Here is a 24,293-nt window from a genome sequence, read left to right on the forward strand (position 1 = left end):
ATGAGTGAATTTTCCCAGACAGTCCCCGAACTGGTTGCCTGGGCCAGGAAAAACGATTTCTCCATCTCGCTGCCGGTAGACAGACTCTCATTCCTGCTGGCGGTTGCGACGCTAAACGGCGAACGCCTGGATGGCGAAATGAGTGAAGGCGAACTGGTGGATGCGTTCCGCCACGTCAGTGATGCGTTTGAGCAAACCAGCGAAACCATTAGCGTGCGTGCCAACAACGCAATCAATGATATGGTGCGTCAACGTCTGCTGAACCGCTTTACCAGCGAGCAGGCGGAAGGAAACGCCATCTATCGTCTTACGCCACTGGGCATTGGCATTACCGACTATTACATCCGCCAGCGCGAATTTTCCACGCTGCGTCTCTCCATGCAGCTCTCCATTGTTGCAGGCGAGCTGAAGCGTGCCGCCGACGCGGCTGATGAAAACGGTGACGAATTCCACTGGCATCGCAACGTTTACGCGCCGCTAAAATACTCGGTCGCCGAGATTTTCGACAGTATCGATCTGACTCAACGTCTGATGGACGAACAGCAGCAGCAGGTCAAAGACGATATCGCTCAACTGCTGAATAAAGACTGGCGTGCGGCCATCTCCAGCTGTGAACTTTTGCTGTCAGAAACGTCCGGTACGCTACGTGAGTTGCAGGATACGCTGGAGGCGGCTGGGGATAAGCTGCAGGCCAACCTGCTGCGCATCCAGGACGCGACAATGGCGCACGACGATCTGCATTTTATCGACCGTCTGGTGTTTGATTTGCAGAGTAAGCTTGACCGCATTATCAGCTGGGGCCAGCAGTCGATCGACCTGTGGATCGGTTACGACCGCCACGTGCATAAATTTATCCGTACCGCCATCGATATGGATAAGAACCGCGTCTTTGCTCAGCGTCTGCGCCAGTCGGTACAGACCTACTTTGATGCGCCGTGGGCGCTGACCTACGCCAATGCCGATCGTCTTCTGGATATGCGCGACGAAGAGATGGCGCTGCGTGATGAAGAGGTTACCGGGGAACTGCCGCCGGATCTGGAATACGAAGAATTCAACGAAATTCGCGAGCAGCTTGCGGCGATGATCGAAGAACAGCTCGCTGTCTATAAAGCCAGACAAGCACCGCTGGATCTTGGCCTCGTGGTACGCGACTATCTGGCGCAGTATCCGCGCGCGCGCCACTTCGATGTTGCCCGCATTGTTGTAGACCAGGCGGTGCGCCTGGGCATCGCACAAGCCGATTTCACCGGACTGCCGCCGAAGTGGCAGCCGATTAACGATTACGGAGCCAAGGTACAGGCGCATGTCATTGACAAATATTGAACAAGTGATGCCAGTTAAGCTGGCACAGGCGCTGGCGAATCCGTTGTTTCCGGCGCTGGACAGCCAGCTGCGTGCCGGTCGTCACATTGGCCTTGACGAGCTGGATAATCACGCCTTTTTGATGGACTTTCAGGAGTATCTGGAAGAGTTTTACGCTCGCTATAACGTTGAGCTGATCCGCGCGCCGGAAGGGTTTTTCTACCTGCGTCCGCGCTCTACTACGCTTATTCCGCGCTCGGTGCTTTCCGAACTGGATATGATGGTCGGCAAAATTCTCTGCTACCTCTACCTCAGCCCGGAACGTCTGGCGAATGAAGGGATCTTCACCCAGCAGGAGCTTTACGATGAGCTGCTGTCGCTGGCGGATGAAAGCAAGCTGCTCAAGCTGGTAAATAACCGCTCGACGGGGTCCGATCTGGACCGTCAGAAATTACAGGAAAAAGTTCGCTCTTCCCTGAACCGTCTGCGCCGTCTGGGAATGGTCTGGTTCATGGGTCACGACAGCAGCAAGTTCCGCATTACCGAATCGGTCTTCCGCTTTGGTGCCGACGTGCGTGCGGGTGACGATGCGCGTGAAGCACAGCTGCGCATGATCCGTGACGGTGAAGCGATGCCGGTGGAAAACCATTTGCAGCTCAATGACGAGCACGAAGAGAATCAGCCGGATAGCGGGGAGGAAGAGTAATGATTGAACGCGGTAAATTTCGCTCACTAACGCTGATTAACTGGAACGGCTTCTTTGCCCGAACCTTCGATCTGGATGAGCTGGTGACAACGCTCTCCGGCGGTAACGGGGCAGGTAAATCCACCACCATGGCGGCCTTCGTGACGGCGCTGATCCCTGACCTGACCCTGCTGCACTTCCGTAACACCACTGAAGCGGGTGCAACGAGCGGCTCCCGAGATAAAGGGCTGCACGGTAAGCTGAAAGCGGGCGTCTGTTATTCGGTGCTGGACGTGATCAACTCCCGTCATCAGCGCGTGGTTGTAGGCGTGCGCCTGCAGCAGGTTGCCGGCCGCGACCGTAAAGTAGATATCAAACCGTTTGCGATCCAGGGGCTGCCAACCTCCGTGCAGCCGACCGCGCTGCTGACGGAAACCCTGAATGAACGACAGGCGCGCGTTCTGACGCTCCAGGAGCTGAAAGACAAGCTGGAAGCCATCGAAGGCGTGCAGTTTAAGCAGTTTAACTCCATTACCGACTACCACTCTCTGATGTTCGATCTCGGCGTGGTGGCCCGTCGTCTGCGCAGCGCGTCAGATCGTAGTAAATACTACCGTCTAATTGAAGCTTCCCTGTATGGCGGTATTTCAAGCGCCATTACCCGCTCCCTGCGCGACTACCTGCTGCCGGAAAACAGCGGCGTGCGTAAGGCCTTCCAGGATATGGAAGCCGCGCTGCGTGAAAACCGCATGACGCTGGAAGCGATTCGCGTTACGCAATCTGACCGCGATCTGTTTAAGCACCTGATCAGCGAAGCCACCAACTACGTGGCGGCAGACTATATGCGTCACGCCAACGAGCGCCGTATTCATCTCGATCAGGCGCTGGAATACCGCCGCGAGCTGTTTAACTCCCGCAAACAGCTGGTCGCCGAGCAGTATAAGCATGTCGAAATGGCGCGCGAACTGGGCGAGCACAACGGTGCCGAAGGGGATCTGGAAGCCGATTACCAGGCGGCCAGCGATCATCTGAACCTGGTGCAAACCGCGCTGCGTCAGCAGGAAAAAATCGAGCGCTATGAAGCCGATCTCGATGAGCTGCAAATTCGTCTTGAAGAGCAAAATGAAGTGGTGGCAGAAGCCGCCGATTTGCAGGAAGAGAACGAAGCCCGCGCGGAAGCCGCCGAGCTGGAAGTGGATGAGCTGAAAAGCCAGCTCGCAGACTACCAGCAGGCGCTGGACGTGCAGCAGACCCGCGCGATCCAATACAACCAGGCGCTGCAGGCATTGCAGCGTGCCAAAGAGCTGTGCCACCTGCCGGACCTGACCCCTGAAAGCGCTGACGAATGGCTGGATACCTTCCAGGCCAAAGAGCAGGAAGCCACTGAGAAACTGCTTTCTCTCGATCAGAAAATGAGCGTGGCGCAAACGGCACACAGCCAGTTTGAGCAGGCGTACCAGCTGGTGGTGGCGATCAACGGTCCGCTGGCGCGTAACGAAGCGTGGGACGTTGCCCGTGAGTTGCTGCGCGACGGCGTCAATCAGCGCCATCTGGCCGAGCAGGTGCAGCCGCTGCGCATGCGCCTGAACGAGCTGGAACAGCGTCTGCGTGAACAGCAGGAAGCTGAGCGTCTGCTGGCGGAATTCTGCAAACGTCAGGGTAAAAATTACGATTTCGACGAGCTTGAGGCTCTGCATCAGGAGCTGGAAGCGCGTATTGCGGCCCTGTCCGATACCGTATCGAACGCCAGCGAACAGCGCATGACGCTGCGTCAGGAGCTGGAACAGCTTCAGTCCCGTTCGAAGACGCTCTTACAGCGTGCGCCGATCTGGCTGGCCGCACAAAGCAGCCTGAACCAGCTCAGCGAGCAGTGTGGTCAGGAGTTTGCCTCCAGCCAGGACGTCACCGAATACATGCAACAGCTGCTGGAGCGCGAACGCGAAGCGATTGTTGAGCGTGACGAAGTGGGCGCGCGCAAGCGTGACGTCGATGAAGAAATCGAGCGTTTAAGCCAGCCTGGCGGCTCAGAAGATCCGCGCCTGAATGCGTTAGCCGAGCGTTTCGGCGGCGTGCTGCTGTCTGAAATTTACGACGACGTCGGCCTGGACGATGCGCCGTACTTTTCCGCGCTGTACGGTCCGTCCCGTAACGCGATTGTAGTGCCGGATCTGTCGCTGATTTCTGACCAGCTTGCAGGGCTGGAAGACTGCCCGGAAGATCTCTACCTCATCGAAGGGGATCCGCAGTCGTTTGATGACAGCGTATTCAGCGTCGACGAGCTGGAAAAAGCGGTGGTGGTGAAAATCGCCGATCGCCAGTGGCGCTATTCGCGCTTCCCGGAACTGCCGCTGTTTGGCCGCGCCGCGCGTGAAAACCGTATTGAAAGCCTGCACGCCGAGCGTGAAACGCTTTCAGAGCGTTTTGCGACCCTGTCGTTTGACGTGCAGAAAACCCAGCGTCTGCATCAGGCGTTCAGCCGCTTTATCGGCAGCCATCTGGGCGTTGCCTTCCAGCCCGATCCGGAAGCCGAAATTCGTAAGCTCAACACCCGCCGCGGTGAGCTGGAGCGTGCGCTTGCCAGCCATGAAAATGACAACCAGCAAAGCCGCGTGCAGTTTGAGCAGGCGAAAGAAGGCGTTGCGGCCCTTAACCGCATCCTGCCGCGCCTGAACCTGCTGGCGGACGATACGCTCGCCGACCGCGTGGATGAGATTCAGGAACGTCTGGACGAAGCGCAGGAAGCGGCGCGCTTTGTGCAGCAACACGGCAATCAGCTGGCAAAACTGGAGCCGATGGTTTCCGTTCTCCAGAGCGACCCGGAACAGTTTGAGCAGTTAAAAGAAGATTACGCCTGGTCACAGCAGGTGCAGCGCGAAGCGCGTCAGCAGGCGTTTGCCCTCACGGAAGTGGTGCAACGTCGCGCACACTTCGGCTACTCCGATTCAGCAGAAATGCTGAGCGGGAACAGCGATCTGAATGAAAAGCTGCGCCAGCGTCTTGAGCAGGCCGAAGCGGAACGAACGCGCGCCCGTGAAGCGATGCGTACTCACGCTGCACAGCTGAGCCAGTACAGCCAGGTCATGGCGTCGCTGAAAAGCTCCTTCGACACCAAGAAAGAGCTGTTAAATGACCTGCATAAAGAGTTGCAGGACATTGGCGTGCGCGCCGACAGCGGCGCAGAAGAGCGGGCGCGTATTCGCCGTGATGAGCTGCATGCTCAGCTCAGCAACAACCGTGCGCGTCGTAATCAGCTCGAAAAAGCGCTGACCTTCTGTGAAGCGGAGATGGACAACCTGACGCGTCGTCTGCGCAAGCTGGAGCGCGACTATTTTGAGATGCGTGAACAGGTTGTGACCGCGAAGGCGGGCTGGTGCGCGGTGATGCGCATGGTGAAGGACAACAACGTGGAGCGTCGTCTGCACCGTCGCGAGCTGGCGTACCTGTCAGCCGATGAACTGCGCTCTATGTCGGATAAGGCGCTGGGTGCGCTGCGTCTGGCCGTGGCGGACAATGAACACCTGCGCGACGTGCTGCGCATGTCCGAAGATCCGAAGCGTCCTGAGCGCAAAATTCAGTTCTTCGTGGCGGTTTATCAGCACTTACGCGAGCGTATTCGTCAGGACATCATCCGTACCGACGATCCGGTTGAAGCGATCGAACAGATGGAGATCGAGCTGGGCCGTCTGACGGAGGAGCTGACCTCCCGCGAGCAGAAGCTGGCAATCAGCTCCCGCAGCGTGGCGAATATTATTCGTAAAACCATTCAGCGCGAGCAGAACCGTATCCGTCAGCTGAACCAGGGCCTGCAAAGCGTGTCGTTTGGCCAGGTCAACAGCGTGCGGCTGAACGTGAACGTGCGTGAGGCGCACTCCACGCTGCTTGACGTGTTGTCTGAACAGCATGAGCAGCATCAGGATCTGTTCAACAGTAACCGCCTGACCTTCTCCGAAGCGCTGGCGAAGCTGTATCAGCGTCTGAATCCGCAGATTGACATGGGCCAGCGTACGCCGCAAACCATCGGCGAGGAGTTGCTGGACTACCGCAACTATCTGGAAATGGAAGTTGAGGTTAACCGTGGCTCAGACGGCTGGCTGCGCGCGGAATCCGGTGCGCTCTCTACCGGTGAAGCCATCGGTACCGGTATGTCGATTCTGGTGATGGTGGTGCAGAGCTGGGAAGATGAAGCGCGTCGTCTGCGTGGCAAGGACATCTCTCCATGCCGTCTGCTGTTCCTCGATGAAGCCGCGCGTCTCGACGCCCGCTCCATCGCCACGCTGTTTGAGCTTTGCGAGCGACTCGATATGCAGCTCATCATCGCGGCGCCGGAAAACATCAGTCCGGAAAAAGGGACAACCTATAAGCTGGTGCGTAAAGTGTTCCAGAACAGTGAACATGTACACGTCGTAGGTTTGCGTGGCTTCGCCCCGCAGCCACCGGAGTCATTACCGGGCACGGCTGACGCCTCTTAACCCGGGGTATGATAAAAGGCGGCGCTCAGGCGTCGCTTTTTTTATTCACTTAACTTGTGTTCAGGGCTGCGTTATCTTTAAACTTCTTTACATAAGGTAAGGCAGCAGCGTGTATGCCTTTCTATACTGAAGGAAAGCTCCAGAATACTGGGCATGTCGTGAAAAACAGGGGGCAAGGGATGTTGCTTAAGAAAGATCGTGGTCGTCAGCTGTCTGCGCTGAGTTTGTGCCTGACAGTGATGTTTGCTCCACTGTTTACCGCTCAGGCCGATGAGCCTGAAATTGTACCGACTGACAGCTCCGCGACGATGGGCGCGCAGCCGACGTCGCTGTCACAACCGCTGGATCAGTCTCCGGCGACGGCCATCATGGCCGGCATTAAACCGCTGCCGGAAGGCATCGATACTGAATCATTACGCCAGCAGCTTATGACCGGGCTGCCCTCGGGCTATACTCCCGCTTATATTAACCAGCTCACGCTGCTTTACGCTGCGCGCGATATGAAACCGATGTGGGAAAATCGCGAGGCGGTACGTGCCTTCCAGCAGCAGCTGGCTGAAGTGGCGATTGCAGGTTTTCAGCCACAGTTCACGACCTGGGTTGAACTCCTGACCGACCCTGCCGTTACCGGACAGGCGCGTGACGTGGTGCTGTCTGATGCCATGATGGGCTACTTGCAGTTTGTGGCGGGGATTTCGGTGAACGGCAACCGCTGGTTATACAGCAGTAAACCGTACAAGCTGGCGACGCCCGCGCTGTCCGTCATTAATCAGTGGCAACTGTCGCTGGACAACGGTGAACTGCCGCGCTTTATCGCAAGCCTTGCGCCCGCCCACCCGCAGTATGCCACGATGCATCAGTCGCTTCTTGAGCTGGTCGCGGATTCCCGCCCGTGGCCTCAGTTGCGTGGAACAGCAACGCTGCGTCCGGGACAATGGAGCAGCGATGTGCCTGCGATTCGCGAAATTATGAAACGGTCTGGCATGCTTGACAGCGGCCCTAAAATTGCGCTGCCCGGCGACGATACGCAAAACGCAGTCGTCAGCCCGTCGGCGCCGGTAAAAGAGAAAACCGCCGTTGCGCTGAGCAATAAGCCCGCCGCTTACGATCGCGAGCTGGTCGCGGCAGTGAAGCAGTTCCAGGCCGCGCAGGGGCTGGGCGCCGACGGCGTGATTGGTCCCTCGACTCGCGACTGGCTGAACGTCTCTCCGGCCCAGCGGGCAGGGGTGCTGGCGTTGAATATCCAGCGCTTGCGCTTGCTGCCGGGCACGTTATCCACCGGCATTATGGTCAACATTCCGGCGTACTCTCTGGTCTACTATCAGGACGGTAGCGAAGTGCTGGCGTCCCGCGTGATTGTGGGTCGACCTGACCGCAAAACGCCGATGATGAGCAGCGCGCTGAATAACGTGGTGGTTAACCCGCCGTGGAACGTGCCGCCGACGCTGGCGCGCAAAGATATCCTGCCTAAGGTCTGGAATGACCCGGGATATCTGGAGCGACATAACTATACGGTGATGCGTGGCTGGAACAGCAAAGAAGCGATTGACCCCTGGATGGTCGACTGGTCAACGATTACGCCTTCGAACCTGCCGTTCCGTTTCCAGCAGGCACCGGGTGCGCATAACTCGCTCGGACGTTACAAATTCAATATGCCAAGTTCGGACGCAATCTATCTGCATGATACCCCGAACCATAATCTGTTCCAGAAAGACGCACGCGCGCTCAGTTCTGGCTGCGTTCGCGTGAATAAGGCCTCGGAGCTGGCGAATATGCTGTTGCAGGATGCAGGCTGGAACGATACGCGGATATCAGATGCCCTGAAGCAGGGGGATACGCGTTACGTCAATATCCGCCACAATATTCCGGTCAATCTTTACTATCTGACGGCGTTTGTGGGCGCGGACGGACGTACCCAGTATCGTACAGATATTTACAATTATGATCTGACAGCGCGATCCGGCGCACAAATCTTGCCAAAAGCGGAACAATTAATCAGGTAAATGAAGTAGTTCGGTAAAAATGATTGTCGTAAGTTATGGTGAATATGAGGCGATCTGGCTGAAAGCCGCGTATTCACTGGGATTGGGCGCCTTGACGTAGCAGGCTTTGCCAGTTATGGTGCCCTTCGTGCGCTAAGCATATTGACAATTTCTTTTACCTGTAGACCTGATTATCATGGACAAATTTGACGCTAATCGCCGCAAATTGCTGGCGTTAGGTGGCGTTGCGCTGGGCGCAGCAGCCATCCTTCCGACGCCAGCATTTGCCACCCTCTCGACACCTCGTCCGCGTATTTTAACGCTCAACAATCTGCATACTGGTGAGACGCTTAAAGCGGAATTTTTCGATGGCAGAGGCTATATTCAGGATGAATTAGCACGACTCAACCATTTTTTCCGTGATTTCCGCGCGAACAAAATCAAAGCCATCGACCCTGGATTATTCGATCAGCTTTACCGCTTGCAGGGACTGCTGGGAACCAAAAGGCCGGTGCAACTCATTTCTGGCTATCGCTCTCTGGATACCAACAATGAACTGCGCGCCCACAGCCGTGGGGTAGCGAAAAAAAGCTATCACACCAAAGGGCAGGCGATGGATTTCCATATTGAAGGCGTTTCGTTAGCCAATATTCGCAAAGCGGCGTTATCTATGCGCGCAGGTGGTGTAGGATACTACCCACGTAGCAACTTTGTGCATATTGATACCGGGCCGGTTCGGCACTGGTAATAACGAAACACAGGAGCAGTATGAACTATCGTATTATTCCGGTTACCGCGTTCTCACAGAACTGTTCATTGATCTGGTGTGAACAAACTAAACTGGCCGCGCTTGTTGATCCCGGTGGCGACGCTGAGACAATCAAGCAGGAAGTCGCTGCAAGCGGTGTAACGCTGATGCAGATTTTACTGACCCATGGCCATCTTGACCATGTGGGTGCAGCGGCTGAACTGGCTGAACACTACGGTGTGCCGATTATCGGCCCGGAAAAAGAAGATGAGTTCTGGCTTCAGGGGCTGCCTGCCCAAAGCCGCATGTTTGGTCTGGATGACTGTCAGCCACTGACACCGGACCGCTGGCTGAACGAAGGCGATCGCGTTAACGTAGGGAATGTAACTTTACAGGTGTTGCATTGCCCCGGGCATACGCCTGGCCATATTGTCTTCTTTGATGACGCGTCGCGTCTGCTGATTTCCGGTGACGTGATTTTCAAAGGGGGCGTAGGACGCAGCGATTTCCCACGCGGCGATCACGGTCAGTTGATTCAGTCGATTAAGCAGAAGTTATTACCGTTAGGTGATGATGTGACGTTTATCCCTGGACACGGACCAATGTCAACGCTGGGCGATGAGCGGTTGCATAACCCGTTCCTTCAGGATGAAATGCCTGTCTGGTAAACCCTTTCAATAAAAAAGCCTGCGCGATGCAGGCTTTTTTTATGGGTGCAGGTTACAGCACCGCGACAATGGCTTCGCACAGTGGCGCCATGTTGTCAGGCGTCATACCTGCAACGTTCACGCGGCCAGAGGCAACGGCATAGACGCCAAACTCTTCACGCAGGCGCAGCACCTGCTCTTTGGTCAGGCCGCTGAAGGAGAACATGCCGTTCTGCTTGATGATGAAGCTGAAGTCACGGTCGGCGCCTTTCTCAGCCAGCGTGTTCACAAACAGCAGACGCATGCGTTGAATGCGCTGACGCATATCGTTCAGCTCTTGTTCCCAGATTGCGCGCAGCGCATCGTTGCTCAGGATCGTCGCAACTACAGACGCACCGTGTGCCGGTGGGTTGGAGTAGTTAGCGCGGATCACGGACTTCATCTGGCTGAATGCGCGATCGACAGTTTGATCGTCAGCGGCCACCAGCGTACAGGCGCCGACACGCTCGTTATACAGACCAAAGTTCTTGGAATAGGAGCTTGCGACAATCAGCTCCTGATGGACGGCGGCGAATGCGCGCAGACCTTCAGCATCTTCTTCCAGACCACGGGCAAAGCCCTGGTAAGCGAAGTCGAACAGCGGCAGCCAGCCTTTTTCAACGGACAGCTTAGCCAGCTGTTCCCACTGTTCAAGCGTAGGATCGATACCAGTTGGGTTATGGCAGCAGCCATGGAACAGCACCACATCGCCCGCCTGGGCTTCGCTCAGGCTGGCCAGCAAACCATCGAAGTCCAGCGCGTGGTTTGCCGCGTCATAGTAGGCGTATTCACGGACTTCCAGACCCGCAGAATTAAACACGCTCTTGTGGTTCGGCCAGCTTGGATTGCTTACCCAGACACGCTTCACAGAGGTGTTTTTCGCCAGGAAATCTGCCGCCACGCGCAGTGCGCCGGTACCGCCTGGGGTCTGCGCCGTGCGGGCGCGTTTTTCGCTCACAATGGTGCTGCCTTTGCCGAACAGCAGCTCCTGGGTGCAGCGACCAAATTCAGGGATACCATCAATACCGAGGTAGTTTTTGGTGGTTTCGTTTTCCAGCAGATACTGCTCAGCTTTTTTGACGCTGGTCAGTACCGGAGTTTTGCCGGTTTCATCTTTATATACACCAATACCCAGGTTGATTTTGCCAGGGCGGTCGTCGGCACGAAACAGATCGGCCAGGCCCAGAATTGGGTCGGCAGGAGCGGCAGTAATGTTCTCAAACATGACGAAGTTCCATTGTGATTACAGAAGTGAAATCCGCTATCAGGTTAACGGTAGATTTACAAAATGCCAACCGTTTGCGACGAAAAGCGTGCGGCTTTTCAAAAGTCGCTATTATTTTCTCTCGGGAATAAAAAAACAGGGCCGAAGCCCTGTTCATTAAGCATATAGCAACGAGGTGTGCTGATTAGAACTGGTAAACCAGACCCAGAGCCACGATGTCGTCGTTGTTGATGCCCAGCTTGTTGTCGTCTTTCAGCTGGTTGATCTGATAGTCAACATAGGTAGACATGTTTTTGTTGAAGTAGTAGGTCGCACCGATATCAACGTAGTTGATGTAGTCTTCGTCACCGATACCTTCTACGTCTTTCGCTTTAGATTTGTAGTAAGCGATGGATGGACGCAGGCCGAAATCGAACTGGTACTGAGCGACAACAGAGAAGTCCTGAGACTTGTTAGCGAAACCACGGCTGCCCAGGCGCGCTGCGTTACGCATTTCGCCATAAATGGCTGCCAGGTAGATGTTGTTCGCGTCGTATTTCAGGCCGGTTGCCCACTGTTCAGCTTTGTCGCCTTTACCCCATTCCAGCGTCTGCTGGTTGTTGGTACGGTCAGCGGCGCCATAAGCACCGACAATGCCGAAGCCTTCGTAGTCATAGCTCAGAGAGGTCGCCCAGCCGTCGCCGTTGGAACGTACCGCGTCATCACGTTCATTTTTGCCCAGGTACTGAACACCAAAGTTCAGACCGTCAACCAGGCCGAAGAAGTTGCTGTTACGGTAAGTCGCCAGACCACCCGTACGGCCTGCGAAGAAGTTATCGCTCGCGCCGGTGTCGCCGCCGAACTCAGGCAGCATATCGGTGATGCCGATTGCGTCATAGACCAGACCGTAGTTACGACCGTAGTCGAAGGAGCCTGCGTCACCAAATTTCAGACCTGCGAATGCCAGACGGGTTTTGTTGCCGTTCTGCGCATCGCCGCCTTCAGAGTTGTTACCCTGGAAGTTGTATTCCCACTGACCGTAGCCAGTCAGCTGATCGTTGATCTGAGTTTCACCTTTGAAGCCCAGACGCGCGTAAGTGTTGTCGCCATCGTTGCCCGCGTAATCAGAGAAGTAATGCAGGCCAACTGCTTTCCCGTAAAGATCTAATTTGTTGCCGTCTTTGTTATAGATTTCAGCAGCGTTTGCTGCACCGGCTACCAGCAGGGCAGGGACTACCACTGCCAGGATATTGCGCTTCATCATTATTTATTACCCTCATTGGTTTTTTTATGACACTCGCCACTGCCGTCAATAAATTCTGTCAATAAATATTTCCGGAACTATTGATGAGAGTTAGGTGTCTTTATGTGTCTGACAGGCATCTTTCCATTCATAGAACCGTTTCGCTACACTGAAAGTGCTACAATCTTCAAGATTCAGTTACCAAAAGAAAATATGTGTAACTAAATATGTATTTTTGGGAACTTTGTGAAGCACCTCAAACTTCAGCGCGTTCTGGTGAATTAAACCTCCGCTTTATTCTTATATATATGATTTCCTTATGTTTAATTTAGCTAAAGGCCTTTCGTATAAACAGAAGTTAAACGGCTCATTTTTTCTTATAATCGACAAAAGCCATCCAGATGGCTGTGAAAGTGGTTGTTTTTTGTGCTATTACGTAAGGATTGTATTAAGCGCAATAAGAATAGGGTTATTTTTTTGTCTAAGGATATTTCGTGGAAACAAAACGTAACAGGTAGAGGGAATTGCGGGGTTGTGGTTTATAGACGCTTACTTTTGACTGACGAAAACTGACATTGCAGGATAAAATAATGGCCAGCATTTGCTGGCCATTAATGATTTGGTCGGTTAGAAACTTGCGTTACGCGGTGTACGTGGGAACGGAATCACATCACGTACGTTCTGAACACCTGTTACGTAAGCAATCAGACGTTCGAAGCCCAGGCCAAAGCCAGAGTGCGGAACGGTGCCGTAACGACGGAGATCGCGATACCAGCTGTAGTCCGCCGGGTTCAGGCCCATCTCCTGCATACGCGCGTCCAGCACATCCAGGCGCTCTTCACGCTGGGAGCCACCGATGATCTCACCGATGCCCGGCGCCAGAACATCCATCGCGGCAACGGTTTTACCATCTTCGTTAAGGCGCATATAGAACGCCTTAATGTCTTTCGGATAGTTTTTCACCACAACCGGTGCTTTGAAGTGCTTCTCTGCCAGATAACGTTCATGCTCGGAGGAGAGATCCACGCCCCAGTAAACCGGGTTTTCGAATTTCTCGCCGCATTTTTCCAGGATAGCGACCGCGTCGGTGTAATCCACCTGCGCGAAGTCTGCGGAGACGAAGCGCTCAAGACGGGCGATGGCGTCGTTATCGACACGCTCAGCGAAGAATTTCATGTCGTCTGCGCGCTCTTCGAGAACCGCTTTGAACACGTATTTCAGCATCGCTTCTGCCAGGCCTGCCACGTCATTCAGATCGGCAAAGGCGACTTCCGGCTCCAGCATCCAGAATTCCGCCAGGTGACGGCTGGTGTTAGAGTTTTCCGCACGGAAGGTTGGGCCGAAGGTGTAGATCTTAGACAGCGCACAGGCGTAGGTTTCGCCGTTGAGCTGGCCGGAAACCGTCAGGAAGGCTTCTTTACCAAAGAAGTCTTTGTCGTAATCGACTTTTCCTTCCGGCGTACGTGGCAGGTTTTCCATATCCAGCGTTGAAACGCGGAACATTTCACCTGCGCCTTCGGTATCGGATGCCGTGATCAGCGGAGTAGACACCCAGAAGTAACCCTGCTCGTCAAAGAATCGATGCAGCGCCTGCGCCAGCGTATGACGCACGCGCGCCACTGCACCAATCAGGTTGGTGCGCGGACGCAGGTGCGCAACTTCACGCAGATATTCGATGCTGTGACGCTTTGCAGCCATCGGATAGGTGTCCGGATCTTCAACCCAGCCGGTCACTTCCACCGAGGTCGCCTGAATTTCGTAGCTCTGACCCTGGCCCGGAGAGGCCACCACAACACCGGTGACGATCACGGAACAGCCGGTTGTCAGGTGCAGAACGTCATCATTGTAATTGGGCAGAGAATTATTAATGACGGCCTGTACAGGATCAAAGCAGGAACCGTCATAGACGGCGAGGAAGGAGATGCCAGCTTTAGAATCTCGGCGAGTACGCACCCATCCGCGCACGGTGACCTCCTGGTCAACGGCGACACGGCCCTGGAGTACGTCGGCTACAGGCACAACGCTCATAATATTCTCTCTGTTAATAGTCGGAAAAAATAAACACTTGTCCGCCCTGATAGGGGGGATATCTATGTTACCTGCCATCCGCTATCAGACAAGTAAATTTCACCGTCTTAAGAGAAGAAATAAGAAATTAATAAGAGAAGGGGAGCCATGAAGGCTCCCCCGAAGCCGTTAACTGGCTTTTTTAACCTGAGGCAGATCGAAGGCTTTACGTAATGCGCGGACAAACGCTTTGTCATGGCAGATGGTTTTGCCCGGGCTGTCGGAGAGCTTCGCGACCGGCTTACCGTTACATTCCACTAGCTTTATGACGATGTTCAGCGGTTTCACCTGGGGGATATCACAGGTTAAGCGCGTACCAATCCCGAAACTCAGGTTCACCCGCGATGAGAAGTGGCGATAAAGGTCGACGGCTTTCGCCAGGTCAAGGTTATCGGAGAAGACCAGCACCTTACTCATGGGATCGATACCCAGTTTTTCGTAATGGGCGATGGCTTTCTCACCCCATTCAACCGGGTCCCCGGAATCATGGCGCAAACCCTGGTAGCGTTCGGCAAACTCAGGGCCAAAGTCGCGCAGGAACGCGTCCATGGTAATGCAGTCGGTAAGGGCAATACCCAGCCGATCCGGGTATTCCTCAAGCCACGCGGCGAGGGCGGCGCGCTGGCTGTTGGCAAGGTCAGGGCTGATCTGCTGGTGCGCCTGGAACCATTCGTGCGCCTGGGTACCCATCGGCGTTAAATCAAGGCGACGCGCCAGATCGTAGTTACTGGTGCCAACGAACCACGGCTCCTGTTGCAGACGTCTGACAATGGCTTCCTGAACCTCGCGAGAGAAGCGGCGGCGCGTGCCAAAGTCCATCAGACGGAAGCGGGACATATCCAGCCCTTCTGTCAGTCTGGAAAACTCAACGAGTTTATTCTCCAGAGCGGCAACCGCCTGCGTTACACCGGTTTCAGGGGAGCGATAACGGTGGGCCAGCTCGCTGATCACGGCCAGAAGCGGCACTTCCCACATGATCACTTCGCGCCACGGGCCGGTCAGACGAATGTCCAGCTTGCCGTTATCATTGGTGACGGTGACCTGTTCCGGCTTATAGCGGAACTCACGCAGCCAGTTCAGATAGTCCGCTTTAAAGAAAGGCAGGCCTGAAAGCCACTGATATTCGTCATCGGTGAGCGCCAGATGCTGCATGGCATCGACCTGTTCACGAATGGAATCTGCGTAGATACCCAGCAAGTCGTCACCCCGGCAGCGAAATTCCGCCGCAACATGAACATCATGATAGTGGTGAAACACGGCTTGCTGCATATGCAGCTTGTACGCGTCGGTATCCAGCAACGTATGCAGAACCGGAGAAGCGAATTGAGTCATAGGTGCGCTGTAGCATCCTCTCACGGGAGCGTTTAGTACAATAAACAACTCCGGAGTATACCCTGTTTAGTGATTTATTGAACCCCGATCACAACATAAGCACACTTTATGGTCGAGCGCATTTCGTGCCCCGTGTTATAAAAATGTAGCAAAAACGGCGTTGTGCCTGAAAAGATGAACATTCTGCATAGCGCGTTTTACACAACCGGAATATATTGAATCGTTACTCGACAAACGATGCATAAGGTTTTCTATGACACAACAGCCACAAGCTAAATACCGCCACGACTACCGTGCGCCGGATTACCTGATAAGCGATATCGATCTGACCTTCGACCTGGATGCCACAAAAACCGTCGTGACGGCGGTAAGCCAGGTGACGCGCCAGAGCGCGACAGCCGTGCCGCTGCGTCTGGATGGTGAAGACCTGACGCTGGTTTCCCTGCATATTAATGATGAAGCCTGGTCAGACTATAAAGAAGAAGGCAACCAGCTGGTCATCGACAACCTGCCGGAACGCTTTACCCTGCGCATCGTGAATGAAATCAGCCCTGCCGCCAATACCGCGCTGGAAGGGCTTTACCAGTCAGGCGTAGCCCTGTGCACCCAATGTGAAGCCGAAGGGTTCCGCCACATTACCTGGTATCTGGATCGCCCGGACGTCCTGGCGCGCTTTACCACCAAAATTATTGCCGACAAAACGCTGTACCCGTACCTGCTTTCCAACGGCAACCGGATTGGTGAAGGGGAACTGGAGAATGGCCGTCACTGGGTACAGTGGCAGGATCCGTTCCCTAAACCCTGCTACCTGTTTGCGCTGGTGGCGGGCGATTTCGATGTTCTGCGCGACACCTTTAAAACGCGCTCTGGCCGTGAAGTCGCGCTGGAGCTGTTCGTGGACCGTGGCAACCTTGACCGCGCCCCGTGGGCAATGACCTCCCTCATCAACTCCATGAAGTGGGATGAAACGCGCTTTGGCCTCGAATATGACCTCGACATCTATATGATCGTTGCTGTCGATTTCTTCAATATGGGCGCGATGGAGAATAAAGGTCTTAACATCTTCAACTCCAAATACGTGCTGGCGCGTACCGATACCGCAACGGATAAAGATTACCTCGATATCGAACGCGTTATCGGCCACGAATATTTCCATAACTGGACCGGGAACCGCGTCACCTGCCGCGACTGGTTCCAGCTGAGCCTGAAAGAGGGCTTAACCGTCTTCCGCGATCAGGAGTTCAGCTCCGATCTGGGATCCCGGGCGGTAAACCGCATCAACAACGTGCGCACCATGCGTGGTCTGCAATTTGCAGAAGATGCCAGCCCAATGGCCCATCCGATCCGCCCGGATAAAGTCATTGAGATGAATAACTTCTACACCCTGACGGTGTACGAAAAAGGCGCTGAAATTATCCGCATGATCCACACCCTGCTGGGCGAAGCGAATTTCCAGAAAGGGATGCAGCTTTACTTCGAGCGTCATGACGGCAGTGCGGCCACCTGCGACGATTTCGTCCAGGCGATGGAAGACGCCTCTAACGTGGATCTGTCTCATTTCCGCCGCTGGTACAGCCAGGCCGGTACGCCGATTGTGACGGTCAAAGACGACTACAACCCGGAAACTGAGCAGTACACGCTGACCATCAGCCAGCGCACACCGCCAACGGCGGAGCAGGAAGAGAAACATCCGCTGCACATTCCGTTCAGCGTTGAGCTGTACGACAACGAAGGCAACGTGATCCCGCTACAGAAGGGCGGTCACCCGGTGCATAACGTGCTGAATGTGACCCAGGCAGAGCAGACCTTTATCTTCGATAACGTCTATTTCCAGCCTGTTCCTGCCCTGCTGTGCGAGTTCTCCGCGCCGGTGAAACTCGAATACAAGTGGAGCGATCAGCAGCTGACGTTCCTGATGCGTCACGCGCGCAACGATTTCTCGCGCTGGGATGCGGCACAAAGCCTGCTGGCAACGTACATCAAGCTGAACGTGAACCGTTACCAGCAGGGCCAGCCGCTGACGCTGCCGGTTCATGTGGCAGACGCCTTCCGTGCCATCCTGCTGGATGAGAATATTGACCCGGCGCTGGCGGCTGAAATTTTGACGCTGCCGTCTGCGACTGAAATCGCCGAGCTGTTTGACATCATTGACCCCATTGCGATCGTCGCCGTGCGTGAAGCGCTGACCCGCACGCTGGCGACCGAACTGGCAGATGAATTCCTCGCAATTTACAACGCCAACAAGCTGGACGCGTATCGGGTGGAACATGCGGATATCGGTAAACGTTCCCTGCGCAATACCTGCCTGCGCTATCTGGCGTTTGGTGAGGCAGAGCTGGCGAACACGCTGGTGAGCAAGCAGTACCACGAAGCCGATAACATGACGGATGCGCTGGCTGCGCTGGCCGCAAGCGTTGCCGCCGAGCTGCCGTGCCGCGATGCGCTGATGCAGGAGTACGACGACAAGTGGCATCAGGATGGTCTGGTGATGGACAAGTGGTTCATTCTTCAGGCCACCAGCCCGGCAGCCGATGCGCTCAGCAACGTACGCAGCCTGCTGAAGCACCGTTCGTTCACCATGAGCAACCCGAACCGCGTCCGCTCGCTGATTGGCGCGTTTGCCAGCAGCAACCCGGCCGCGTTCCACGCCGAAGACGGCAGCGGATATCAGTTCATGGTTGAAATGCTGACCGAGCTGAACAGCCGTAACCCGCAGGTGGCGTCTCGTCTGATTGAGCCGCTGATCCGCCTGAAACGCTACGATGCGCAGCGTCAGGCGAAAATGCGTGCCGCACTTGAGCAGCTGAAAGGGCTGGAAAATTTGTCTGGCGATCTGTACGAGAAGATTACAAAGGCGCTGGCCTGATGTAAAAAAGCCCGGTGGCGCTTCGCTTACCGGGCCTACGATTTGCCCTTGCGCCGTGCTCCCTGTTGAAGAGGGCCGGGGTGAGGGCATCAGGCATTAGCCTTTATCCGCTGAATCTCCGCTTCTCCACGTTTCATCACTCTATCCAGCACTTTCGCCTCCAGCTCCGCCAGTCTGGCCGATCCCACCCGGCGAGGACGTGGAATATCCACCGTCAGATCCAGACCAATTTTACCCTCTTCTATTAACAGCACCCTGTCTGCCATTGCCACAGCTTCGCTTACGTCATGCGTCACCAGCAGAACCGTAAAGCCGTGCGTCTGCCAGAGGGTTTCAATCAGGTCCTGCATCTCGATCCGCGTCAGGGCATCAAGCGCGCCGAGCGGTTCATCAAGCAGCAGCAGGCCGGGACGATGAATCAGCGCGCGTGCCAGGGCCACGCGCTGCTTTTGTCCACCCGACAGGGCCGCAGGCCACTCTCCCGCGCGATTCTCCAGCCCGACGGCGGCGAGTGCCTGCCGGGCATCCTCCCGCCAGCTACCCTTCAGGCCCAGCCCGACGTTATCCATCACCGTTTTCCACGGCAGCAGACGCGCGTCCTGAAACATCATGCGCGTATCATCCTGAATCGTGGACAGCGGCGTGGTGCCTGCCAGAATGTCACCACTGTTTGGCGCCTCCAGCCCGGCTAAAAGACGCAGCAGGGTACTCTTGCCGCCACCGCTGCGGCCAACAACGGCCACAAACTGTCCGGCAGGAATATGCAGATCCAGTGCATTCAGAATGGTGTTATCACCGTAGCGTTTGGTCACGCCGTTCAGCAGTAACGGTGTTCCCTGGTTCAGTCGTGCAGTATTCATGCTTTCGCCTCCTGAGCGGTGTAGGCCGGGTTCCAGCGCAGCCAGCTACGTTCCAGCCACTGGGCGCTGACGTCCGCAAGTTTGCCGAGCAGGGCATAAAGGATAATGGCAACCACCACCACGTCCGTTTGCAGGAACTCGCGGGCGTTCATCGCCAGATAACCAATGCCGGAGTTGGCCGAAATGGTTTCCGCCACGATCAGGGTTAGCCACATCAGGCCGAGCGCAAAACGCACCCCAACCATAATGGAGGGCAGGGCGCCCGGCAGGATCACATGGGTAAACAGGGCAAAACCTGACAGGCCATAGCTGCGGGCCATCTCAACCAGACCGCGATCGATATTGCGGATCCCATGCCAGGTATTGATATAAATCGGGAATAATGTTCCCAGCGCCACGAGGAAAATTTTGGCGCTCTCATCAATGCCGAACCACAGGATAACCAGCGGAATAAGCGCCAGATGCGGCACGTTACGCAGCATTTGAACGGAAGTATCCAGCAGCCGCTCACCCCAGCGGGACAGGCCGCTGATCAGCCCCAGCGTCAGGCCGATGCTCCCGCCAATCGAAAAGCCGATTACCGCGCGCCAGGAGCTGATGGCAAGATGTTGCCACAGCTCACCGCTGGCGCTTAGCGACCAGAACGCTTCCACAACGCCCTCCGGAGAGGGCAAAATACGGCTCGACAGCCAGCCAGTTGAAGACGCCAGTTGCCAGACGAGGACAATGCCGACGGGCAGAAACCACGGTGCGGCGCGCAGCAGCCATTTTTGTGCGGTTGAAGACATGGTGGCTCCTTAACTTTGTGCGACTTTTCTCGGGATAAACGCATTCGCCACGGCTTCGCCCTGCAACTGAAGCTGACGTCGCTGCGGAATCTCCGGGATAGCGACATCCAGGTGCGGGAAGAGCAGTTCACCCACCTTGTAGGCCTCCTCCAGATGCGGGTAGCCAGACAGGATAAAGCTGTCGATCCCCAGCGCCGCGTATTCATTAATGCGTGCCGCTACGGTTGGACCGTCGCCGACCAGCGCCGTACCGGCGCCGCCGCGCACCAGACCCACCCCGGCCCACAGGTTCGGGCTGATCTCAAGATTTTCACGCTTGCCGTTGTGCAGGGAGGCCATTCGGTGTTGGCCCACGGAGTCGGTTTTGGCAAACGCCGCCTGTGCTTTGGCGATAGTGTCGTCGTCCAGATGAGCGATCAGACGGTCGGCGGCTTGCCAGGCCTCGTCGTTGGTTTCGCGTACGATCACGTGCAGGCGAATGCCGAAGCGCACCGTACGGCCATGTTCTGCGGCTTTGGCGCGTACCTGAGCAACTTTCTCTTTAACCAGCTCCGGTGGCTCGCCCCAGGTCAGATAGAGATCGACCTGCTCAGCCGCCAGCTCCTGCGCCACGTCCGACGATCCGCCGAAATAAAGGGGAGGGCGCGGCTGCTGTACCGGCGGGAAGTAGAGTTGCGCATCGCGAACGTGGATATGTTTTCCTTCGAAGGTGACGGTTTCCCCTTCCAGCAGACGTCGCCAGACGCGGGTGAACTCTGCGGAGGCTTCATAGCGCTCGGTATGATCGAGAAAAACGCCATCGCCCGCCAGCTCCTGCGGATCGCTGCCCGTCACCAGATTGAACAGCGCGCGGCCGTTGGAGAGCCTGTCCAGCGTTGCCGCCTGGCGTGCCGCGACGGTGGGCGACACCACGCTCGGGCGCAAGGCTACCAGGAATTTCAGGCGCTGGGTGACGGGGATCATCGACGCGGCAACCAGCCACGCATCCTCACATGAACGGCCCGTCGGGATCAGCACCCCGGTAAAACCGATGCGGTCTGCCGCCTGGGCGATCTGCTGTAGATAGCCGTGATCGACCGGGCGGGCGCCTTCTTCTGTGCCAAGATAGTGTCCATCACCGTGGGTGGGTAAAAACCAGAAAAGATTCAGACTCATGATTTTTTTCCTTCAATGCCAGCGGGTTGCCAGATGCGTTCGCGAATATTCACCTGCTTTGGAACCAGGCGGTTTTGATAAAAGAGGTCTGCCGTTTGCTGCTGGAGGGCGGCAACGTGGGCGTCAACCGGCGCTATGGTGGTGGGAGGACGGTGGTCAAGATAGGTGGCGATCACCGGTTCAGGCAGGCCCATGGTTTTTGCCAGTAGCGTGATGCTCTGCTGACGCTGGCTTTGGGTCAGCGCATCGGCCTGAGAGAAGGTATCCAGCACCTGCTGAATAAATGCGCCATTTTTTTCAGCGTAAGGACGTGCCGCCAGGTAGAACGAACCGGTTTGTTTCAGGGTGGTACCGTCTTTCAGCACCCGCACACCGCCCTGCAACAGTGCGGCGGAGTAGTACGGATCCCAGATAGCCCAGGCATCAACATTTTTTTGCTGAAACGCCGCGCGCGCATCGGCAGGCGTCAGGTAAACGGGCTGGATATCGGTGAATTTAAGGCCGGCCTCCTGCAACGCGCGCAGCAGCAGGTTGTGCGAGCTGGAACCTTTCTGGAAAGCAACCTTATGACCTTTGAGATCGGCGACGCTTTTGATCTCGCTGTTTTCCGGCACCAAAATAACCTCTGCCTTCGGCTTGGCGGGTTCAACGCCAACGTAAACCAGATCCGCCCCGGCCGCCTGGGCAAAGATCGGCGGGATATCGCCGGTGCTGCCTAAATCAATACTCCCGACGTTCAGCGCCTCCAGCATCTGCGGTCCGGCAGGGAACTCGACCCATGAGAATTTGGTCTGCGGGAAACGTTTCTCCAGCAGCGCATGGCTTTTCGCCAGCACCATGCTGACGCTGCCTTTCTGATAACCGATACGCAGGCTCTCCGGCGTTTTCTCCGCCGCCTGAGCCAGCGATGCCACTGCCAGCAGACCTGCCAGCCCGATACGGGTAACTGTTTTAAACATGCGCCACTCCTTGTGATTGATGAAATGCCGCCGCGTGGCGATCCCGACGATTAAGGGCGTGCCAGAAGGTTTCAAGCGCGCTGTCGAGGCGGGTTTGCAGATTCGGCGTGAAATGCGGTTTATGCTGGTAGTCGATTACCTGTGAGTCGTCAGCGAAGACGCCATGCAGGATCTCCTGCGCTTTCAGCGCGTTCAGAACCGGCTTGAGGGCATAATCCACCGCCAGTAAATGGGCTACCGTACCGCCTGTGGCCAGCGGCAGGACGACCTTACCGTCCAGCGCGCGTTCGGGCAGCAGATCGAGCAGCGTTTTCAGTGCACCGGAAAAAGAGGCTTTATAAATTGGTGTCGCGACGACCAACCCGTCAGCACGCTTAAGTTGTTCGATCAGGGTTTTCAGCGCCGGGCTGTCGAAACGGGCGTAGAGCAAATCTTCAGGCGCGAAATTGTGCAAATTCCAGTGACACACTTCGACATCCAGAGCATTAAGCTTTTCGCGAGCGTATTCCAGCAGTGCGCTGGATCGAGAGGGGAAGCGGGGGCTTCCGGCCAGGGTAATGACGCGCATGGTTGCTCCTTATAACTAATTGTTTGCTTTTATCTAACATTCATAACAATTTTCAGGAGTGTGACATTGCGTGGTTATTCCACTAAATGATTTATCCTCAGGATGAATGCAGAAAAAAGCATAAGAAGCGAACCGATAAGTAAACGATTGCGTTTTACATGGCTTTTTTTGCCACAGGTCAATTCCCTTTCCGGGCGGGATCGCACATAATCCCCTCCCGGTTTGCACACCGGGAATCCAGGAGAGTTCATGTACTACCCCTTCGTTCGTAAAGCCCTTTTCCAGCTCGATCCTGAGCGCGCTCATGAATTTACATTTCAGCAGTTACGTCGTATTACAGGAACGCCTCTGGCCGCGCTGGTGCGTCAAAACGTGCCGGAAAAACCTGTCCAATGCATGGGCCTGACGTTTAAAAATCCACTGGGCCTTGCAGCCGGTCTGGACAAAAATGGCGAATGCATTGATGCACTCGGTGCGATGGGCTTTGGCTCGATCGAAATCGGGACGGTGACGCCGCGTCCGCAGCCGGGAAATGACAAGCCACGTCTGTTCCGCCTGGTTGAAGCCGAGGGGCTGATCAACCGCATGGGCTTTAATAACCTTGGCGTCGATCATCTGGTTGAGAACGTTAAGAAAGCCCATTTTGATGGTGTGCTGGGTATTAATATTGGCAAAAATAAAGACACGCCCGTCGAGCAGGGTAAAGATGACTATCTGATTTGTATGGAAAAAGTCTATGCCTATGCCGGTTATATCGCGGTGAATATATCCTCGCCTAACACCCCAGGGCTGCGTTCATTACAATATGGCGAAGCGCTTGACGATCTTCTTAGCGCCATTAAAAATAAACAAACGGCGCTACAGGCGATCCACCATAAATATGTTCCGGTCGCGGTTAAGATCGCCCCGGATCTTTCGGCAGAAGAATTGATCCAGGTTGCCGACAGTTTAGTTCGCCATAATATTGATGGTGTGATTGCGACCAATACAACGCTCGATCGCTCCCTCGTCCAGGGAATGAAAAACTGTGACGAAGCGGGTGGATTAAGTGGCCGTCCGGTACAATTAAAAAGCACCGAAATTATTCGCGCACTCTCCGCGGAATTAAAAGGCCAGCTGCCGATTATTGGCGTGGGTGGCATTGACTCCGTCATCGCTGCACGTGAGAAGATGGCGGCAGGGGCTTCACTGGTGCAAATTTATTCCGGCTTTATTTTTAAAGGGCCGCCATTGATTAAAGAAATTGTCACGCATATCTAATCTTTTCTCTTAATCAGACAACCAGGGCTTTATTTCCAGCCCTGGTTGTTTTATATTCCGTCATTGTTGCTTATTTAGACATTATAGTCTTTTATTACTAGTGTTATAAGCGAAGCGGC

17 protein-coding genes are annotated in these 24,293 nt (G+C 55.5%); 8 read left to right on the forward strand and 9 right to left on the reverse strand.

Going from position 1 to position 24,293, the window contains the following annotated elements:
• The 6 genes from mukF to BFV65_RS07320 all read left to right on the forward strand — a co-directional run bounded on the left by mukF (position 1) and on the right by BFV65_RS07320 (position 9,854).
• Positions 1-1,323 carry a chromosome partition protein MukF gene (mukF, locus tag BFV65_RS07295; RefSeq protein WP_022647635.1) on the forward strand — a complete coding sequence of 441 codons (1,323 nt, stop codon included), beginning with the start codon at positions 1-3 and terminating at the stop codon, positions 1,321-1,323.
• Positions 1,304-2,008, forward strand: a complete 705-nt coding sequence (gene mukE / locus BFV65_RS07300; protein ID WP_003858208.1) for a chromosome partition protein MukE — start codon at positions 1,304-1,306, stop codon at positions 2,006-2,008. Before mukF ends, mukE begins: the two co-directional genes overlap by 20 nt.
• Positions 2,008-6,456: a chromosome partition protein MukB gene (mukB, locus tag BFV65_RS07305; protein ID WP_063137585.1), complete on the forward strand. Its 4,449-nt coding sequence runs from the start codon at positions 2,008-2,010 to the stop codon at positions 6,454-6,456. Before mukE ends, mukB begins: the two co-directional genes overlap by 1 nt.
• A gap of 179 nt (positions 6,457-6,635) precedes the next feature.
• Positions 6,636-8,459 (forward strand): L,D-transpeptidase, encoded by a 1,824-nt coding sequence (gene ldtD, locus BFV65_RS07310; RefSeq protein ID WP_032624528.1) that lies wholly within the window; start codon positions 6,636-6,638, stop codon positions 8,457-8,459.
• A 175-nt stretch (positions 8,460-8,634) separates the two neighbouring features.
• Positions 8,635-9,186 carry a peptidoglycan L,D-endopeptidase MepK gene (gene mepK, locus BFV65_RS07315; RefSeq protein WP_003858202.1) on the forward strand — a complete coding sequence of 184 codons (552 nt, stop codon included), beginning with the start codon at positions 8,635-8,637 and terminating at the stop codon, positions 9,184-9,186.
• A 20-nt stretch (positions 9,187-9,206) separates the two neighbouring features.
• Entirely contained in the window at positions 9,207-9,854 is a 648-nt protein-coding gene (locus BFV65_RS07320; RefSeq protein WP_022647638.1) for an MBL fold metallo-hydrolase, read from the forward strand.
• A gap of 52 nt (positions 9,855-9,906) precedes the next feature.
• Here BFV65_RS07320 and BFV65_RS07325 read toward each other — a convergent pair whose 3' ends face one another.
• The 4 genes from BFV65_RS07325 to pncB form a co-directional block, all read right to left on the reverse strand.
• The gene (locus BFV65_RS07325) at positions 9,907-11,097 is read right to left on the reverse strand and encodes an amino acid aminotransferase (protein WP_023299734.1); all 1,191 of its coding nucleotides are present in this window, start codon (positions 11,095-11,097) and stop codon (positions 9,907-9,909) included.
• Positions 11,098-11,281: 184 nt separating this feature from the next.
• A complete protein-coding gene (gene ompF / locus BFV65_RS07330) occupies positions 11,282-12,340 on the reverse strand; it encodes a porin OmpF (RefSeq protein ID WP_023299735.1) in 1,059 nt (352 codons plus the stop codon).
• 606 nt (positions 12,341-12,946) lie between these two features.
• Entirely contained in the window at positions 12,947-14,347 is a 1,401-nt protein-coding gene (asnS, locus tag BFV65_RS07335; RefSeq protein ID WP_003858191.1) for an asparagine--tRNA ligase, read from the reverse strand.
• A gap of 168 nt (positions 14,348-14,515) precedes the next feature.
• Complete coding sequence (pncB, locus tag BFV65_RS07340; RefSeq protein ID WP_023299736.1) at positions 14,516-15,718, reverse strand: nicotinate phosphoribosyltransferase; 1,203 nt, start codon at positions 15,716-15,718, stop codon at positions 14,516-14,518.
• Positions 15,719-15,971: 253 nt separating this feature from the next.
• Between pncB and pepN the strand changes: the two genes are divergently transcribed.
• Positions 15,972-18,584, forward strand: coding sequence for an aminopeptidase N (gene pepN, locus BFV65_RS07345; RefSeq protein ID WP_038415786.1), 2,613 nt, complete (start codon positions 15,972-15,974; stop codon positions 18,582-18,584).
• A gap of 89 nt (positions 18,585-18,673) precedes the next feature.
• Here the strand turns inward: pepN and ssuB are convergent, their stop codons facing one another.
• Genes ssuB through ssuE form a run of 5 tightly spaced genes read right to left on the reverse strand, consistent with a single transcriptional unit; the run spans position 18,674 to position 22,914 of the window.
• Positions 18,674-19,444 carry an aliphatic sulfonates ABC transporter ATP-binding protein gene (gene ssuB, locus BFV65_RS07350; protein ID WP_069596413.1) on the reverse strand — a complete coding sequence of 257 codons (771 nt, stop codon included), beginning with the start codon at positions 19,442-19,444 and terminating at the stop codon, positions 18,674-18,676.
• On the reverse strand, positions 19,441-20,232 hold the full coding sequence (gene ssuC / locus BFV65_RS07355) for an aliphatic sulfonate ABC transporter permease SsuC (protein WP_023299738.1): 792 nt from the start codon (positions 20,230-20,232) through the stop codon (positions 19,441-19,443). Before ssuC ends, ssuB begins: the two co-directional genes overlap by 4 nt.
• 9 nt (positions 20,233-20,241) lie before the next feature.
• A complete protein-coding gene (gene ssuD / locus BFV65_RS07360; RefSeq protein WP_069596414.1) occupies positions 20,242-21,387 on the reverse strand; it encodes an FMNH2-dependent alkanesulfonate monooxygenase in 1,146 nt (381 codons plus the stop codon).
• A complete protein-coding gene (locus tag BFV65_RS07365) occupies positions 21,384-22,346 on the reverse strand; it encodes a sulfonate ABC transporter substrate-binding protein (RefSeq protein ID WP_022647646.1) in 963 nt (320 codons plus the stop codon). Before BFV65_RS07365 ends, ssuD begins: the two co-directional genes overlap by 4 nt.
• Positions 22,339-22,914, reverse strand: coding sequence for an NADPH-dependent FMN reductase (gene ssuE, locus BFV65_RS07370; RefSeq protein WP_022647647.1), 576 nt, complete (start codon positions 22,912-22,914; stop codon positions 22,339-22,341). Before ssuE ends, BFV65_RS07365 begins: the two co-directional genes overlap by 8 nt.
• Positions 22,915-23,163: 249 nt before the next feature.
• Here ssuE and pyrD point away from each other — a divergent pair, with 249 nt between their 5' ends.
• The gene (gene pyrD / locus BFV65_RS07375; RefSeq protein WP_015570907.1) at positions 23,164-24,174 is read left to right on the forward strand and encodes a quinone-dependent dihydroorotate dehydrogenase; all 1,011 of its coding nucleotides are present in this window, start codon (positions 23,164-23,166) and stop codon (positions 24,172-24,174) included.
• The last annotated feature ends 119 nt before the right edge of the window (positions 24,175-24,293 follow it).

The sequence above is a fragment of the Enterobacter hormaechei subsp. hoffmannii genome, assembly GCF_001729745.1.
Classification (GTDB): Bacteria; Pseudomonadota; Gammaproteobacteria; order Enterobacterales; family Enterobacteriaceae; genus Enterobacter; species Enterobacter intestinihominis.

Bases quoted from the DNA above. Each gene is read 5' to 3' on its own strand.
- mukF (WP_022647635.1), top strand. From the start codon at position 1: ATGAGTGAATTTTCCCAGACAGTCCCCGAACTGGTTGCCTGGGCCAGG.
- mukE (WP_003858208.1), top strand. From the start codon at position 1,304: ATGTCATTGACAAATATTGAACAAGTGATGCCAGTTAAGCTGGCACAG.
- mukB (WP_063137585.1), top strand. From the start codon at position 2,008: ATGATTGAACGCGGTAAATTTCGCTCACTAACGCTGATTAACTGGAAC.
- ldtD (WP_032624528.1), top strand. From the start codon at position 6,636: ATGTTGCTTAAGAAAGATCGTGGTCGTCAGCTGTCTGCGCTGAGTTTG.
- mepK (WP_003858202.1), top strand. From the start codon at position 8,635: ATGGACAAATTTGACGCTAATCGCCGCAAATTGCTGGCGTTAGGTGGC.
- BFV65_RS07320 (WP_022647638.1), top strand. From the start codon at position 9,207: ATGAACTATCGTATTATTCCGGTTACCGCGTTCTCACAGAACTGTTCA.
- BFV65_RS07325 (WP_023299734.1), bottom strand. From the start codon at position 11,097: ATGTTTGAGAACATTACTGCCGCTCCTGCCGACCCAATTCTGGGCCTG.
- ompF (WP_023299735.1), bottom strand. From the start codon at position 12,340: ATGATGAAGCGCAATATCCTGGCAGTGGTAGTCCCTGCCCTGCTGGTA.
- asnS (WP_003858191.1), bottom strand. From the start codon at position 14,347: ATGAGCGTTGTGCCTGTAGCCGACGTACTCCAGGGCCGTGTCGCCGTT.
- pncB (WP_023299736.1), bottom strand. From the start codon at position 15,718: ATGACTCAATTCGCTTCTCCGGTTCTGCATACGTTGCTGGATACCGAC.
- pepN (WP_038415786.1), top strand. From the start codon at position 15,972: ATGACACAACAGCCACAAGCTAAATACCGCCACGACTACCGTGCGCCG.
- ssuB (WP_069596413.1), bottom strand. From the start codon at position 19,444: ATGAATACTGCACGACTGAACCAGGGAACACCGTTACTGCTGAACGGC.
- ssuC (WP_023299738.1), bottom strand. From the start codon at position 20,232: ATGTCTTCAACCGCACAAAAATGGCTGCTGCGCGCCGCACCGTGGTTT.
- ssuD (WP_069596414.1), bottom strand. From the start codon at position 21,387: ATGAGTCTGAATCTTTTCTGGTTTTTACCCACCCACGGTGATGGACAC.
- BFV65_RS07365 (WP_022647646.1), bottom strand. From the start codon at position 22,346: ATGTTTAAAACAGTTACCCGTATCGGGCTGGCAGGTCTGCTGGCAGTG.
- ssuE (WP_022647647.1), bottom strand. From the start codon at position 22,914: ATGCGCGTCATTACCCTGGCCGGAAGCCCCCGCTTCCCCTCTCGATCC.
- pyrD (WP_015570907.1), top strand. From the start codon at position 23,164: ATGTACTACCCCTTCGTTCGTAAAGCCCTTTTCCAGCTCGATCCTGAG.